This is a genomic window from Arsenicicoccus sp. UBA2120 (genome assembly GCF_002330965.1).
Taxonomy (GTDB): domain Bacteria; phylum Actinomycetota; class Actinomycetes; order Actinomycetales; family Dermatophilaceae; genus Arsenicicoccus; species Arsenicicoccus bolidensis.
Genome location: NZ_DCYC01000065.1, coordinates 34183 through 49002 on the forward strand (window position 1 = coordinate 34183; position 14820 = coordinate 49002).

14 protein-coding genes are annotated in these 14820 nt (G+C 72.1%); 11 read left to right on the forward strand and 3 right to left on the reverse strand.

All coding sequences use genetic code 11. The features are described from left to right. Positions 1 to 359: 359 nt before the first annotated feature. On the forward strand, positions 360 to 1145 hold the full coding sequence (locus B2P18_RS09370; protein WP_029210164.1) for a VOC family protein: 786 nt from the start codon (positions 360 to 362) through the stop codon (positions 1143 to 1145). A gap of 79 nt (positions 1146 to 1224) precedes the next feature. Next, complete coding sequence (locus B2P18_RS09375; protein ID WP_029210165.1) at positions 1225 to 1950, forward strand: maleylpyruvate isomerase family mycothiol-dependent enzyme; 726 nt, start codon at positions 1225 to 1227, stop codon at positions 1948 to 1950. Positions 1951 to 1990: 40 nt separating this feature from the next. Here the strand turns inward: B2P18_RS09375 and B2P18_RS09380 are convergent, their stop codons facing one another. Further along, entirely contained in the window at positions 1991 to 3703 is a 1713-nt protein-coding gene (locus B2P18_RS09380) for an ABC-F family ATP-binding cassette domain-containing protein (protein ID WP_286958350.1), read from the reverse strand. Between the two features lie 163 nt (positions 3704 to 3866). Between B2P18_RS09380 and B2P18_RS09385 the strand changes: the two genes are divergently transcribed. Genes B2P18_RS09385 through B2P18_RS09400 form a run of 4 tightly spaced genes read left to right on the forward strand, consistent with a single transcriptional unit; the run spans position 3867 to position 7352 of the window. Next, complete coding sequence (locus B2P18_RS09385; RefSeq protein ID WP_239265293.1) at positions 3867 to 4841, forward strand: ABC transporter ATP-binding protein; 975 nt, start codon at positions 3867 to 3869, stop codon at positions 4839 to 4841. Next, on the forward strand, positions 4838 to 5713 hold the full coding sequence (locus tag B2P18_RS09390) for a hypothetical protein (RefSeq protein ID WP_019285351.1): 876 nt from the start codon (positions 4838 to 4840) through the stop codon (positions 5711 to 5713). Before B2P18_RS09385 ends, B2P18_RS09390 begins: the two co-directional genes overlap by 4 nt. After that, complete coding sequence (locus tag B2P18_RS09395) at positions 5710 to 6624, forward strand: ABC transporter ATP-binding protein (RefSeq protein ID WP_029210171.1); 915 nt, start codon at positions 5710 to 5712, stop codon at positions 6622 to 6624. The genes B2P18_RS09390 and B2P18_RS09395 overlap by 4 nt, the downstream gene beginning before the upstream one ends. Continuing rightward, positions 6621 to 7352, forward strand: coding sequence for an ABC transporter permease subunit (locus B2P18_RS09400; protein ID WP_029210172.1), 732 nt, complete (start codon positions 6621 to 6623; stop codon positions 7350 to 7352). Before B2P18_RS09395 ends, B2P18_RS09400 begins: the two co-directional genes overlap by 4 nt. Before the next feature lie 540 nt (positions 7353 to 7892). Here B2P18_RS09400 and B2P18_RS09405 read toward each other — a convergent pair. Continuing rightward, positions 7893 to 9941, reverse strand: coding sequence for an NAD(+) synthase (locus B2P18_RS09405; protein ID WP_286958368.1), 2049 nt, complete (start codon positions 9939 to 9941; stop codon positions 7893 to 7895). Positions 9942 to 10112: 171 nt separating this feature from the next. Beyond that, the gene (locus tag B2P18_RS09410) at positions 10113 to 10631 is read right to left on the reverse strand and encodes an Lrp/AsnC family transcriptional regulator (RefSeq protein WP_286958375.1); all 519 of its coding nucleotides are present in this window, start codon (positions 10629 to 10631) and stop codon (positions 10113 to 10115) included. A 494-nt stretch (positions 10632 to 11125) separates the two neighbouring features. Here B2P18_RS09410 and B2P18_RS09415 point away from each other — a divergent pair, with 494 nt between their 5' ends. The 5 genes from B2P18_RS09415 (at position 11126) to B2P18_RS09435 (ending at position 14769) form a co-directional block, all read left to right on the forward strand. Then, positions 11126 to 11335: a helix-turn-helix transcriptional regulator gene (locus B2P18_RS09415; RefSeq protein ID WP_239265289.1), complete on the forward strand. Its 210-nt coding sequence runs from the start codon at positions 11126 to 11128 to the stop codon at positions 11333 to 11335. After that, positions 11332 to 11928, forward strand: a complete 597-nt coding sequence (locus B2P18_RS09420; protein WP_286958381.1) for a hypothetical protein — start codon at positions 11332 to 11334, stop codon at positions 11926 to 11928. The genes B2P18_RS09415 and B2P18_RS09420 overlap by 4 nt, the downstream gene beginning before the upstream one ends. 31 nt (positions 11929 to 11959) lie before the next feature. After that, on the forward strand, positions 11960 to 13375 hold the full coding sequence (gene purB / locus B2P18_RS09425; RefSeq protein WP_376783731.1) for an adenylosuccinate lyase: 1416 nt from the start codon (positions 11960 to 11962) through the stop codon (positions 13373 to 13375). A 13-nt stretch (positions 13376 to 13388) separates the two neighbouring features. Further along, positions 13389 to 14018 carry a hypothetical protein gene (locus B2P18_RS09430; protein ID WP_029210176.1) on the forward strand — a complete coding sequence of 210 codons (630 nt, stop codon included), beginning with the start codon at positions 13389 to 13391 and terminating at the stop codon, positions 14016 to 14018. Between the two features lie 226 nt (positions 14019 to 14244). Continuing rightward, positions 14245 to 14769 (forward strand): barstar family protein, encoded by a 525-nt coding sequence (locus B2P18_RS09435; RefSeq protein ID WP_029210177.1) that lies wholly within the window; start codon positions 14245 to 14247, stop codon positions 14767 to 14769. The last annotated feature ends 51 nt before the right edge of the window (positions 14770 to 14820 follow it).

The window sequence follows — 14820 nt, forward strand, 5'->3', positions numbered from 1 at the left end:
CTTCGACCGGTGCCGGGACGAGGTCGAGGCGGCGATGCGCGGCGTCGTCGAGCACGTGCGCGAGCAGCTCGACGCCTGAGCCGCGGGCCGGCACCGGTCGCGCACTCGCCGGGCGGCAACGGCGCCGGACGCCCACTCGCCGGACGCCGAGGGGTCGCAGATGCCGGGAATCACGGCGTGTCGCGCGACTATGCGACCCCTCGGTGCGGCGGCGCGCGGCGTCATACGGGCTCGATCTGCCTGACAAGCCGCACCCGCTCTGCTGGACTGGACCCCGTCGCCACCGACCGACCCGCCCGGCCACCCGTCAGACCAGACCGCCAGAACAACTGGACCAGCCAGACTGCCGAGGAGCACCCATGTCCGTCCGCGAGACCCCCTGGCCGCTCGGCACGCCCTGCTGGCCGGACCTGATGTGCGACGACCCGAGGGCGGCGGCGCGGACCTACGCGACGCTCTTCGGGTGGGAGATCGAGGAGGGGCACGACGGCTACCTGCTCGCGCTGCGTGACGGCAGGCGGGTCGCGGGGATCGGGCCCAAGCCGCCGACCGCGCCGTGGCCCGCGGTGTGGACGACCTACCTCGCCGTCGACGACACCGACCGCGTCGCCGCCCTCGAGCGGGAGCACGGTGCCGAGCAGCTCCTCGCCCCGACCGACATCCCGGGCCAGGCGCGGATCGCCCTCCTGGTCGACCCCGCCGGCGCCCACCACGGGCTGTGGCAGGCGGGCGGCCTCGTCGGGGCCGAGCGCTACAACGAGCACGGGTCCCTGGTGTGGAACGAGCTGATGGTGCGCGACCACGAGGAGGCGATGGGCTTCTACGGCGAGGTCTTCGGCCACTCCTACGAGGTGATCGAGGAGGACGACGGGTCCTTCGCCTACGCGCAGGTGGTGACCGCCGACGAGCGGCTGGTGTGCGGGCTGGGGCGCATCGGCGACGAGTACGGCGACCAGTTCCGCCCCCACTGGATGACCTACTTCATGAGCGACGTGCCCGCCGCCACCGTCTCGGCCGTCCAGCGGCTCGGCGGGCGGGTGCTGATGGACGTGGTCGACGGGCCGTTCGGGCAGCTGGCCGTGCTCGAGGGCCCGCAGGGCGAGGTGTTCAGCGTCATCCGCCCGGACCACGTCGACGAGGACTGACCCCCGACCGAACCCGTCCAGGCAGGAAAGTCCGGTCGACCGGCGGCAGGTCCGGCGCGAACTGACTAGGGTCAGGGCCATGGATGCAGCGCAGCGCCTCACGGCCCTCACGGCCGCCGTCGATGCCATCTCGGCCAACGGGACCAACCTGGCCGCCGAGGTCGAGTGCCCCACCTGTCCCGGGTGGACGGTCGAGGACGTCGTCGACCACCTGGGCCGGGTCTATCTCTGGACCGTCGAGGCCACCCGCGGCACCGAGCGCCCATCGATGGGCGAGCGGGAGCAGGGAGACCTGACCCTGGGCGAGTGGTATGCCGACTGCGGCCGCCGCATGCTGGACCGGCTGCGCGAGGCCGACCCCGCCGCCGGGTGCTGGACCTTCGACCGCGACGACCGCACGGTGGGATTCTGGATCCGGCGGCAGCTGCACGAGACGACGATCCACTGGGTCGACCTGGCGCGCGCCCACGGCATCGAGGCCGAGATCAGCGACCACGTCGCCGACGACGGGATCGACGAGCTGCTGCACCTCTTCGTGCCGCGCCGGATCGAGGACCCGCAGACCGCGCTGCCCCTGCCGCTGCAGATCCGCGCCACCGACACGGGATCGGTGTGGTGGGTGCAGGAGGCGGACGGGGTCGTGTCGGCGGGGCGCGGCGAGGAGGGCGAGTCGGTCGCCGAGATCCGCGGCGAGGCGGTGGAGCTCTATCTCGCGCTGTGGGGTCGCAACAGCCGGGAGGCGCTGCACGTCGACGGCGAGGCCGCCCCGGCGCGCGGCTTCCTGGCGCAGCAGCTCTGCCCCTGACCCACCCCGGGGTGCCGGGGCCTCGCGGCACACGACCGGGTCAACGGCGGCGGCGGACCCGCGTCTCGTCCCACACCGGCTCGTCCGACTCGTAGACCTCACCGTCCGCGCCGAACACCAGGAACCGGTCGAAGCCGCGCGCGAACCACCGGTCGTGCGTCACCGCGAGCACCGTGCCGTCGAACGCCGCGAGGCCCTCCTCGAGCGCCTCCGCCGAGTGCAGGTCGAGGTTGTCGGTCGGCTCGTCGAGCAGCAGCAAGGTGGCCCCGGACAGCTCGAGCATCAGGATCTGGAAGCGCGCCTGCTGCCCACCGCTCAGCGAGTCGAAGGTCTGCTCGGAGGATCTCGCGAGCTCGTAGCGGTCGAGCACGCGGGCCGCCTCGTCGCGGGTGCGACCCTGACGGTGGTCGTCGCCTCGGTGGAGGATGTCGAGCAGGGTGCGTCCGGCATACGCGTGGTGCTCGTGCGTCTGCGCGAACCACCCTGGGCGCACCCGGGATCCGAGCCGTGCGACGCCGGTATGACGGACCCTGGGCGGTCGCGCGTCGCCGACCGGGCGGTGCTCGACGTCAGGATCGGATCCGCCGGCCGCCAGCAGCCGCAGGAAGTGCGACTTGCCGGAGCCGTTGGAGCCGAGGACGGCCACGCGCTCGCCGTACCAGACCTCGAGGTCGAACGGCTTCATGAGCGAATCCGCCTGGTCTGCCTGCGGATCCGGCGCGAGGAGCTCGAGCCGCTCGCAGATGACGGCGCGCTTGGCGGTGCGCCCGCCGGTGAGTCGCATGCGGACGTTCTGGTCGCGGGCGACCTTCTCGGGAGGCCCGGCGTCCTCGAAGCGGCGCAGTCGCGTCTGCGCCGCCTGGTAGCGCGCGGCCATGTCCGAGTTGTAGGCCGCCTTCTGCTTGTACATGAGGACGAGCTGCCGGAGCTTGGCATGCTCCTCGTCCCAGCGCTTGAGCTGCTCCTCGAGGCGGGCGTTGCGCTCGGCCCGGGCCTCGTGCCAGGTGGCGAAGCTCGCCGGGTGCGTCCAGGAGCTGGCTCCCGCCGCGCCGGGCTCGAGCGTGACGACGCGAGTCGCCGCCTGGCTCAACAGCTCTCGGTCGTGGCTGACGAGCAGCACCGTCTTGGCGGTCTCGCGCAGTCGCAGCTCGAGCCACCGCTTGCCCGGCACGTCGAGGTAGTTGTCGGGCTCGTCGAGCAGGAGCACCTCGTCGGGGCCCCGCAGCAGGGCCTCGAGGACCAGCCGCTTCTGCTCGCCGCCGGACAACGTCGACGCCGAACGCCACTGCGCCTGCTCGAAGCCCACGCCCAGCACCGCGACCGTGACCGTGTCCCAGACGGTTTCGTGCTCGTAGCCGCCGGCGTCGCCCCAGTCGGCGAGCGCCTGGGCGTAGGCCATCTGCGCCGGCTCGTCGTCGACCTCCATGATCCGCAGCTCGGCGGCGTCGACCGCCTGTGCTGCCAGGCGGATTCGCTGGGGCGCGACGCCGACCAGGAGGTCCCGGACGGTCGAGTCGTCACGCACCGACCCGATGAACTGCCGCATCACGCCCAGCCCGCCGCTGCGCGTCACCGCGCCGCCGTGCGGGTCGAGGTCCCCCGCGATGATCCGCAGCAGGGTGGTCTTGCCGGCGCCGTTGGGGCCGATGAGCGCCACGACCGCCCCGTCGCCGACCCGGAAGCTCACCTCGTCCAGCAACGGCCGCCCGTCGGGGAGGGTGAAGGAGATCTGGTTGAGGTCGACGTGTCCCACCTCGCCACCCTCGCAGCCCGCCGGGTCGCCCCGCCACCCCTTTGACCTACCCCCGGCGGGATCATCAGCCTGGGGAACCAGGGCCGGTCGATGCCTCGGCCCGCGGCGGGTCAGGGGGATCACCCATAGGCCGCCCCCAGGAGCCCCACCTAGGGTGAGGAGCATGACAGCCGAGGGGGAGAGCGTCGCCCGGGGGACCCCGGTGATCCGCACACGCGGCATCACCATGGAGTACCCCCGGGTCCGGGCGCTGGACGATCTGGATCTCGACGTGGGCGACGGGGTCACGGGCCTGGTGGGCGCCAACGGCGCCGGCAAGTCGACCCTCATCAAGGTGCTGCTGGGGCTGCTGCCCCCGACGAGCGGCGACGCGCAGGTGCTCGGCCACGACGTGCGCTCGGAGGGCGCGTCGATCCGGGCCCGCGTCGGCTACATGCCCGAGCACGACTGCCTGCCGGCCGACGTCAGCGCCAGCGAGTTCGTCGTGCACATGGGCCGTATGTCGGGCCTGCCCCACACGGTGGCCCGGGAACGGGCGGCCGACGTGCTGCGGCACGTGGGGCTGGCCGAGGAGCGCTACCGCGTGATGGGCGGCTACTCCACCGGCATGAAGCAGCGGGCCAAGCTCGCCCAGGCGCTCGTGCACGACCCCGACCTCGTCCTGCTCGACGAGCCGACCAACGGCCTCGACCCCGCCAGCCGGGACGACATGCTCGACCTGGTGCGGCGGATCGGGACGGACTTCGGCATCTCGGTGCTCGTCACGAGCCACCTGCTCGGCGAGCTCGAGCGGGTCAGCGACCACGTGATCGTCCTGGACGGCGGGCGGCTGCTGCGGTCCTCGGCGACGTCGGAGTTCACCGAGGCGACGGGCACCCTGCTGGTCGAGGTGCTGGGCACCGCGACCGACCGCGACCGGCTCGGCCAGGCCCTCGCCGAGCGCGGCCTGCAGTGCCACCCCGTCGACAACGCCGTCGAGGTCGTGCCGCCACCCAGCGGTGAGGTCGGCGGGGTCGACATACGAGACCTGGTGCGCGACACGGTGATCGATCTCGACCTGGGGCTGGTGCGCATCCAGGAGGGACGGCACCGGATCCAGGACGTCTTCGCCATCCGCGAGGAGGTGCCGCAGCCATGACCGCCCGCATCCACGACCTCGGCTACCGCGGCTACGACGGCGAGCGCCTCGACGAGGGGGCCGTCGCCCGCTCGCTCTACGTGCTCGGGCTGCGGCACGCGTTCGGCCTCGGCCGGTCGATGAAATCCCGCCTGCTGCCCCTCGGCCTGCTGGCCGTCTCCGTGCTCCCGGCGCTGGTGATGGTCGCGATCACGGTCTTCATCAAGCTGGACCGGCTGCCGATGACCTACGACCGCTACGCCGACACCATGCAGACGATCACCGCGATCTTCGTCGCCGCGCAGGCCCCCGTGCTGTTCTCGCGGGACCTGCGGTTCCGCACCCTCCCGCTCTACCTCGCCCGGCCGATGCGGCGCAGCACCTATGTCCTGACCCGGCTGGCGTCGCTGTTCACCGCCATCCTGATCGTGGTCACGCTGCCGGTGATCGTGCTGTGGCTGGGCGCCCTGCTCGGCCGGCTCCCCTGGCAGGCCCAGACCACCGACATGCTCAAGACCCTGCCCCTGCTGGTGCTCCTGGCCGCCCTCCTCGCGGCGATCGGGGGGCTCCTGTCGAGCCTCACGACCCGGCGCGGGATCGCCGTCGTGGCCATCGTCGCCACGCTGTTCGTCAGCTCGGGGGTCGCCAACTCGATCGCCGCCATCGCCCAGTCCGCCGACGGCTCCACCCCCATCCAAGGCGTGTGGGCCGGCGCGCTGAGCCCGTGGACGCTGGTGGGCGGTCTCGGCACCTGGTGGTTCGACTTCGCGCCCAACCTCGCACCCCCGCGCGACCTCGCCGACGGGGCCGTCTATCTCGGGGTCGCGGCCCTCGTGATCCTCGGTGGGACGGCGCTGCTCCTGCGCCGCTACGCGAAGGTGGGGTCGGCATGAGCACCCTCGCCCTGCACCAGGTCTCGCGCTGGTTCGGCGACCTCGTCGCCGTCAACGACATCACGATGGACATCGGACCCGGAGTCACGGGCCTGCTCGGCCCCAACGGCGCCGGCAAGTCCACCCTGATCGCGCTCATGTCGGGCTTCCTGTCCCCCTCGGCGGGGTCGGTGACGCTCGACGGCGAGCCCACCTGGCGCAACCCCGGCGTCTACCGCCACCTCGGGCTCGTGCCCGAGCGCGAGTCCGTCATGGAGCACCTGACGGGGCGGGCGTTCGTGCGGGCCAACGCCGAGCTGCACGGCCTGCCCGACCCCGGCGCCGCCGCCGAGGCCGCGATGGAGCTCGTCGAGATGAACGACCCGGCGTCGCGGGTCATCCGGACCTACTCCAAGGGCATGCGCCAGCGCATCAAGATGGCCAGCGCGCTCGTCCACGACCCGGCCGTGCTGCTGCTCGACGAACCCTTCAACGGCATGGACCCACGCCAGCGGATGCACCTCATGGAGCTCCTGCGGCGCATGGGGTCCGAGGGCCGGACCGTGCTGTTCAGCTCGCACATCCTCGAGGAAGTCGAGCAGGTCGCCCGGCAGATCGAGGTCGTGGTGGCCGGACGCCACGCGGCGAGCGGCGACTTCGGCGCCATACGGCGTCTCATGACCGACCGACCCAACCACTATGTCGTCCGCTCGTCGGACGACCGCCGGCTCGCCGCCGCCCTGGTCGCCGACCCGTGCGTCCGCGGAGTCTCGTTGCGGCCCAAGGGCGGTCTGGACGTCGAGGCCGTCGACTTCGGCCGGTTCACCCACGTGCTGCCCCGCGTCTCGCGCGACCTCTCGGTCCGCCTGATCGAGGTCAGCCCCACCGACGAGTCGCTGGAGAGCGTCTTCTCCTACCTGGTGTCCTCATGAATCCCACCGTGATCCGCCTCGCCTTCTCCTCCCTGCTCGGCCGCAGCCGATCCCTCGGGCTGCTCGCGCTGCCGCTCGTGCTCCTCGCGGTCTGCCTGCTCGCCCGGCTGGCCGGCGGGGAGCCGCAGTCCACCGACGGCACCCTCGGACGCGCCGTCATGTCCGGGCTCGGGCTCGCCGTCGTCGTCCCCATGCTGGCCCTGCTCGTCGCCGCCCAGCTGCTCGGCAACGAGATGGACGACGGCACCATCGCCTACCTGCTGTCCAAGCCGATCCCCCGCTGGCACATCGTCGTCAGCAAGCTCATCACCGCGATCACGGCGACGCTGCTGCTCGGGGCGGTGCCGATGATGCTCGCCTCGCTGGTCCTCGACCACACCGACCTCGGCAAGGCGCTCGGGTGGGGGGTGGGTGCGGCGGTGGCGTCCGTGGCCTACTCGGCGCTGTTCCTCGCGCTGTCGTCGATGACCAAGCACTCTGTCGTGTGGGGCCTGATGTACCTCCTCGTCTGGGAGGGTGCCCTCGCCACCCTGCTCGAGGGCATCTCCTGGCTCAGCATCCGGTCGTGGAGCACCCGCATCGCCGGCTGGGCGGGCGACATGTCGGTGATCAGCGTCGACAGCGCGCCCCTCGGCTATGCCTGGATCGCGTCGGGCGTGGTGCTCGTGGCGGGGACCGCGTGGGCGGCATACCGCCTGCGCGGCCTGTCGATCACCGGGGACGACTGACCTGGCCGCGGTGCCGGCCGGACATCTCGCCGACGTCAGGCCGCCCGCCTGCCCGGAGCGCTCCCGACAGCGTTCGTGCGCTCGCAGCTCACGAACTGCCGGTCTCAGGCGCCGAAATCGGACGTTCGTGAGCTCGGAGCGCACATCTGCACGTTCACGACGCCGGCGCCGTGCAGAGTCAGCGCTCCCAGCGCGGCCCCCGCACGCCCCCCACGCCCCGCACCGTGCACAGTCAGCGCTCCCAGCGCACCCAGCGCACCCGAGGCGCGGGCTCGCGTCATGCGGTGGCCACGAGGGGCGGCGGGCGGCTCGCCATACGGGCTGGAGGGGTCAGGACCGGCCCGCCCGCACGATCGGGTGGACTCGGCCACCGTGATGGGTGGCGTTCTCCACCCGATGACGACGAGCCAGGGAACGGGTGGATTCGGCCACCGTGATGGGTGGCGTTCTCCACCCGACGAGGACGCGCCAGGGATCCGCCTGGGTTCGACACATCGACCTGGCGTGCCAACCCAGGTCGATGTGACTACCTGAGGTAGGTCAGGAGGTGGGGACGTTGGCCTCCAGCTCGGTCAGCCAGAGGCGCGGCGAGGCGTCGGAGGGCATGCGCCAGTCGCCGCGCGGTGACAGCGAGCCGCCGTTGACGACCTTGGGGCCGTTGGGCAGCGCCGAGCGCTTGAACTGCTGCGTCACGAACCGCTTGCAGAACACCTCGAGCCAGCGCCGGATCTCGGCCAGGTCGTAGGCGACCCGCTGGTCCTCGGGGAACCCGGGCGGCCACTCCCCTGCCTCGGCGTCGTGCCAGGCGTGCCACGCGAGGAAGGCGATCTTGGACGGGCGGTAGCCGCGCCGCAGCACGTGGTAGAGCGAGAAGTCCTGCAGCGCATAGGGGCCGATGGATGCCTCGGTCGACTGGGGCTTCTCGCCCTCGCGCGTCGGCACGAGCTCCGGCGTGATCTCGGTGCCGAGGATCGACGTCAGGGTCTCCCCCACCTCGTCCGAGAACTGGCCCGACGTCACGACCCAGCGGATGAGGTGCTGCATCAGCGTCTTGGGCACGCCGGTGTTGACGCCGTAGTGGGACATCTGGTCGCCGACGCCGTAGGTGCACCAGCCGAGCGCGAGCTCGGACAGGTCGCCCGTGCCCACGACGATGCCGCCCTGGTGGTTGGCGAGGCGGAAGAGGTAGTCGTAGCGCAGCCCAGCCTGGACGTTCTCGAACGTGACGTCGTAGACCTCCTCGCCGCGCCCGAAGGGGTGGCCCAAGTCCGTCAGCATCTGCGTGGCGGCCGGCCGGATGTCGAGCTCGGCGAAGGTCACCCCGAGCTGCTCGGAGAGGCGCTGCGCGTTGGTCTTGGTGTGCTCGGTCGTCGCGAACCCCGGCATCGTGTAGGCCAGGATGTCGCTGCGCGGACGCCCGAGCCGGTCCATCGCCTGCGCGCACACGAGCAGCGCGTGGGTCGAGTCCAGGCCGCCCGAGACCCCGATCACGGCCTTGGGCTGACCGATCGCCCGCATCCGCTGCTCGAGCCCGGACACCTGGATGTTGTAGGCCTCGTAGCAGTCCAGCGCCAGCCGCTCCGCCTCGTCCGGGACGAACGGGAAGCGGTCGACCTTGCGCCGCAGGCCGATGTCGCCGGTGGGCGGCTCGAGCGCGAACTCGACCGTGCGGAAGGCGGACACGCGGTCGGCGTGGGTGCGGCGGTTGTCGTCGAAGGTGCCCTGCCGCAGCCGCTCCGCCACGAGCCGCTCCAGGTCGACGTCGGCCACGGAGCGGGCCGGGCCGGCCGGGAAGCGCTCGGACTCGCCGAGCAGGTCGCCGTTCTCGTAGACGAAGGTCTGCCCGTCCCAGGACAGGTCGGTGGTCGACTCACCTTCGCCGGCCGCGGCATACAGGTACGCCGCCAGGCACCGCGACGAGGCGGAGCGCGCGAGGAGCTTGCGGTCCTCGGCGCGGGCCACCGTGATCGGGGATCCGGACAGGTTGGCGAGGATCGTGGCGCCGGCGAGCGCGGCCTCGGCCGACGGCGGCACGGGCACCCACATGTCCTCGCACACCTCGACGTGCAGCACGAAGCCCGGCACGTCGGTCGCGTCGAAGAGCAGGTCCGGGCCGAACGGCACGCGGACGCCTGCGACCTCGATCTCGCCGCGGACGTCGTCGCCGGGTGCGAAGTGCCGCCGCTCGTAGAACTCGCGGTAGGTCGGCAGGTTGGACTTGGGGGCGACGCCGAGGACGCGTCCGCGGTGGATGACGACGGCGCAGTTGTAGAGCCGGTTGCGCCAGGCGAGCGGGGCGCCGACGACGAGCACCGGTGTCAGCGAAGCGGTCTCGTCGACGATGCGGGTGAGCTCGCGACCCACCGCCTCGAGGAGGGGCTGCTGCAGGAGCAGGTCCTCGAGCGCATAGCCCGACACCGCGAGCTCGGGGAAGACGCCGAGCGCCACACCGTCGTCGTGCAGCTCGCGCGCCACGGCGACGATCGAGTCGGCGTTGCGGGCGGGATCGGCGATCGCGGTCGGTGCGGTGCAGGCGGCCACGCGCGCGAAGCCGTGGTGGTAGGCGCTGTAGAACGACTCGGCTGGCATGCCGCCATCCTGCCACCCGCACCGCGCGGAGCCCTGCTCGTCGCCCCTCCACGCGCCATTGGTCACCAATGACGTCCCGGGGCCCGATTGAACGATCCACAACGTCACTGGTGACCAATGGTGAAGGCCTGATCGGGCGGTTGGGGATCCTGGGCCGTATGGCGGAGGGGCCTACCGCGTCGGGGGTCGCCGCCCGGTGGCCCGGCCACGGCGCGGGCGATGCTGCGCTGCGACGCCCTGGGCCACGAGCAGGTCGGTGCGATAGGGGATCACCTCGCGCAGGTAGATCGTGGTGGAGGTGCGAATCACGCCGGGCGACAGGCGGATCAGCTCCGAGACGCGATAGAGGTCGTCGGGGCCGGTGGCCACCACGCGGACCAGCAGGTCCGTCTCGCCGGCCGGCGCCATGCACTCGACGACCTCGGGGATGCGGCTGAGCGACGCGATGGCGGCGTCGATCTGGTGCTGGTCGAGCTCGGCCGCCACGTGCGCCGAGACGCCGTAGCCCAACGACTCCGGCGTGACGCGGGACGAGTGCCGTCGCAGGACCCCGTCCTCGCGCAGCCGCTCGAGCCGGGCCTGCACCGTGCCGCGGGCGAGGCCGGTGCGCTGCGCGAGCAGCATCACCGTCATGCGGGGATCCTCGTCGAGCGCCAGCACGATCCGACGGTCGGTCTCGTCCAGGGCCATGAACGCCTCCTGTCCCACCACGCCCTCGCGCGGTGGTCGGTCTGATCGATGTTGCGCACCTCGCCGCGCGCGGATCGATCATATCGACCAATGACGGTGTTGGCTGTTGCGCAGGTTGATCGTCATACGGTCTGATCGAGGTCAGCAGGGTCGACGGGACACCATCTCGACGACCCGGGCCGGCCTCACCACCACGAGCGTCGACCCGAGAGGAACGGCGCGACGCCCACGAGGCCGAGCGGCGGACCAGCCGGCAGCGCACCCGCTGCGGACCTCCTCGAGAGCACCAGCGCCAGGGGCGCCGACGACACCGTCGGCGCCCCTGCTGCATGCGGACCTACCCCAGGTAGTCACATCGACCGGCGTTAGCACGCCAGGCGAGTGTGACTACCTCAGGTAGGTCCGGCGGATGACAAGGATCCTTGACATGCGAGGCGCCCCCGGCATACGGTCGAGAAGTCAAGCATCCTTGACATCGGCGATCAGGAGGGGCGATGCCCGACAGCCCGCTGCGTACGCGCCGCCAGGCCGCCGGCCTCACGCAGGCCGACCTGGCCGCGAGCGTCGGCGTCTCGCGGCAGACCGTCGTGGCGATGGAGCGCGGCGACTACGCACCCAGCGTCTATCTCGCCCTCCGCACCGCCCGCGCCCTGCACACCACGGTGGAGGAGATCTTCACCCTCGACCAGAAGGACCACGCATGACCCAGCGCAGCACACGGCCCGGCCGGCTCGAGCGGCTCGGCGACCGGTTCCTCAACCTGGAGTCGCCGACCTACGGCGACGAGCGCGAGCGCGCGGTCGTCCTCGCGGCCTCGTCCCTCGCCGCCTCCGTCGGCCTGGTCGCGCTCATGGCCTTCACGATCGTGCTGGCCCTCACGGGACTGCCCACCGTCGGCTTCGCCCTGTGGATCCTGGCCGTGCTGATCTCCCTCACGATGACGGGCTACGCCAAGGCCAAGGGGGTCGACATCCAGGCGCTCGGGAGCCGAGGGTCGGGGCGGCTGACGACGTGGGCGACCATCGCGAGCTTCGGCACCGTGCTGGTCTGGGTCCTCGCGACCTACTACTGGGTCACGAACGGCCACGGCGTGCTGCCCGTTAACTGGTCCCCGGACCTCAGCACACCCGCCGGGAGCGGCGACCAGCGGGGCTGGCTCCGATCGATGCTGGTCGGCGCCGTCGGCGGAGGACTCGTCGGCACCGTGTGGATGCTGATCGACAACGCCCGCCGGCGCAAGGCCGCTCGCGCCCAGCTCGAGGAGTCCGACCGCCGGGAGCTGCCCGACGAGGACTGAGCGGCGGGCGGCATACGGCCTGGCTGGCAGAATGACGACCATGGCCTCCCTCGCTGACGTGACCCCTCCCATCGCCCTCGGTGCCCTCGACGGTCGCTATCGCAAGGCCGTCGCGCCGCTGGTCGACCACCTGTCCGAGGCCGCGCTCAACCGGACGCGCGTGCACGTCGAGGTCGAGTGGCTGATCCACCTCACGCAGCACCAGGTCGTGCCGGGCGTCCGCCGGCTCACGGACGACGAGGTTGCCCGGCTGCGAGCGGTCGTCACCGACTTCGGGGCCGAGGACATCGCCGAGCTCGCCGAGATCGAGCGCGAGACCGTCCACGACGTCAAGGCGGTCGAGTACTACCTGCAGCGCCGCGTCGACCGGATCGCCCCGGGCGACGCCGCGCAGCTCAAGCAGCTCATCCACTTCTGCTGCACGAGCGAGGACATCAACAACCTCAGCTATGCCCTGATGATCCAGGGGGCGGTCCGCGAGGTGTGGCTGCCCAAGGCCCGGTCGGTCGTGGACCAGCTCGCCGAGATGGCGCGGGCGCTGCGCGACGTCCCGCTGCTCGCCCACACGCACGGCCAGCCGGCCACGCCCACGACCATGGGCAAGGAGATCGCCGTCATGGCGCAGCGCCTCGGCCGGCAGCTGCGGCGGATCGAGGGCCAGGAGTTCCTCGGCAAGCTCAACGGCGCCACCGGCACGTATGGCGCCCACCTCGCCGCCGTCCCCGACGCCGACTGGGCCGCGATCTCCGAGGCCTTCGTCGAGGGGCTCGGCCTCACCTGGAACCCCCTCACCACGCAAATCGAGAGCCACGACTGGCAGGCCGAGCTGTATGCCGACACCGCCCGCTTCAACCGGATCCTGCACAACGTGTGCACCGACTTCTGGACCTACATCTCCATGGGCTACTACGCGCAGGTGCGCGGCCAGGGCACGGTCGGGTCGAGCACGATGCCGCACAAGGTCAACCCGATCCGCTTCGAGAACGCCGAGGCCAACCTCGAGGTGTCGTGCGCGCTGCTCGACGTGCTGGGGTACACGCTGGTGCAGTCGCGGCTGCAGCGTGACCTGACCGACTCCTCCATGCAGCGCAACGTCGGGACGGCATACGGCCACTCGATGCTGGCCCTGGACAACGTCGCTCGCGGCCTCGCCGGTCTGGACGCGGTCCCGGCCCGCATGGCCGCCGACCTCGACGGCAACTGGGAGGTGCTCGGCGAGCCGGTCCAGTCGGCGATGCGGGCGCTCGGGGCGCAGGGCGTCGCGGGGATGGACAACCCCTACGAGCGGCTCAAGGAGCTGACCCGCGGGCGCCGCATCGGGCAGACCGAGCTCGTGGAGTTCGTGCGCGGGCTGGGGCTGCCCACGGAGGTCGAGGAGCGGCTCGCCGCCATGACCCCGCAGACCTATGTCGGCCACGCCTCGGAGCTGGTCGACCGCCTCGGCTGACAGGATGGGCGTCATGACCCGTAGCAGCCTGCGCCTCGCCGCGCCCGTCCTCGCCCCCGTCTGCGCCTCCGTGCTGGCCCTGTCGGCGTGCGGCGGCGGCACGTCCACGACCGCCGGCACGAGCACGACGAGCGCAGCCGCCGGCGCCTCGCCGTCCGCCTCGGCCGCATCGTCCAGCGCGGCGACCGGGACCGCGACGCCGACGAGCGCGCCCGCGGACTGCCCGACCGAGGCCACGCGGACGTTCGCCAAGACGCGCTTCGTCGCCGACGTGGGTCTCGCGGCCGGGACCTTCCACCGCTGGATCTACAAGCCCTACCAGGAGGGCGCCTTCCAGCAGGGCGCACAGGGACGCCGGACCGCCATCGCCAAGGCCGTCGCCGTGGCCGCGCTCGACGTCAAGCTGATCAGCAACGCCTACGAGAACGTCAAGGCCGACCCGCAGCTCTGCCAGGCCATCGGCGGACCGCTCGGCAGGCTCAAGGACCAGACCACCACCATGAAGGATCAGATCACCAAGGGTGACCTGAGCTCGATCGCCGCCACCGAGGCGCTCGTCTCGGCCGTGCTCGGCAGCTCGCAGAAGGCCGGCCTCCCCATCGAGGAGACGACCGACCAGAGCAAGGCCGGCGTCGGCGGCTGACCGCCCCCGCACCCAGCGTCGTATGGCGGGACGCCCCGCACCCGACATCGGGGCTACTCCTGGTGGTGAAAGCCACCAGAAGTAGCCCCGATGTCCGGTGATCACCTGGTTGGGGGTGCCACGGGCCGCATGGCGGGCAGGTCCCGCACGTGGGCCGCCGCCGGGGGCACACTGACGAGGAGGCCAGGCCACGGGTCCGGCCGGCGTCCGCGCTAGGAGGTTCCTCATGTCCACCAACCCGATCGACACGTGGGTCACGGTGCCTCGCCGCCTGCGCCGCTACGCCGAGGTGCTGGCGCCGGGCGTGTGGTGGATCGGCCACGAGGCGGTCGACGCCTCACGCGCGCGGGCGCTGCTGCTCGACGACGACTTCGCCGTCGTGCCGATCAAGGGGGACCACCTCACGACGATGAGGCAGGGCCAGGCCGCCGTCGCCGCCGCGCTGCGCCTGCCCGGGTCGGCCGCCGTCAACCTCGACGGACTGGTCGACGCCCTGCGCGACCTCGACCTGTGGTGGCCGCGCACCCGCCGCATCGTCCTGCTCTGGTCCGAGGCCCACGTGCTGCGCGAGGCGGACCCGGCCGGCTTCGACGAGCTCGTGTCGGTCCTGTCCGAGGCGCACCAAGGCCTGTGGCGCTCCGAGCGTGACGCCGCCGTCACCGGCGACGAGCACGAACGCGTCCTCGAGACCGTCCTCGTCCCCGCCACCGACGCCGCGCGGATGGACCCCACGGATCCCGCGATCCAGTGAGCCGTATGCCGTCCGCCCGCCGCCTCGCAGGGCGGGTTCTCATGGTCCTCG

Bases quoted from the DNA above. Each gene is read 5' to 3' on its own strand.
- B2P18_RS09370 (WP_029210164.1), top strand. From the start codon at position 360: ATGTCCGTCCGCGAGACCCCCTGGCCGCTCGGCACGCCCTGCTGGCCG.
- B2P18_RS09375 (WP_029210165.1), top strand. From the start codon at position 1,225: ATGGATGCAGCGCAGCGCCTCACGGCCCTCACGGCCGCCGTCGATGCC.
- B2P18_RS09385 (WP_239265293.1), top strand. From the start codon at position 3,867: ATGACAGCCGAGGGGGAGAGCGTCGCCCGGGGGACCCCGGTGATCCGC.
- B2P18_RS09390 (WP_019285351.1), top strand. From the start codon at position 4,838: ATGACCGCCCGCATCCACGACCTCGGCTACCGCGGCTACGACGGCGAG.
- B2P18_RS09395 (WP_029210171.1), top strand. From the start codon at position 5,710: ATGAGCACCCTCGCCCTGCACCAGGTCTCGCGCTGGTTCGGCGACCTC.
- B2P18_RS09400 (WP_029210172.1), top strand. From the start codon at position 6,621: ATGAATCCCACCGTGATCCGCCTCGCCTTCTCCTCCCTGCTCGGCCGC.
- B2P18_RS09405 (WP_286958368.1), bottom strand. From the start codon at position 9,941: ATGCCAGCCGAGTCGTTCTACAGCGCCTACCACCACGGCTTCGCGCGC.
- B2P18_RS09410 (WP_286958375.1), bottom strand. From the start codon at position 10,631: ATGGCCCTGGACGAGACCGACCGTCGGATCGTGCTGGCGCTCGACGAG.
- B2P18_RS09415 (WP_239265289.1), top strand. From the start codon at position 11,126: ATGCCCGACAGCCCGCTGCGTACGCGCCGCCAGGCCGCCGGCCTCACG.
- B2P18_RS09420 (WP_286958381.1), top strand. From the start codon at position 11,332: ATGACCCAGCGCAGCACACGGCCCGGCCGGCTCGAGCGGCTCGGCGAC.
- purB (WP_376783731.1), top strand. From the start codon at position 11,960: ATGACGACCATGGCCTCCCTCGCTGACGTGACCCCTCCCATCGCCCTC.
- B2P18_RS09430 (WP_029210176.1), top strand. From the start codon at position 13,389: ATGACCCGTAGCAGCCTGCGCCTCGCCGCGCCCGTCCTCGCCCCCGTC.
- B2P18_RS09435 (WP_029210177.1), top strand. From the start codon at position 14,245: ATGTCCACCAACCCGATCGACACGTGGGTCACGGTGCCTCGCCGCCTG.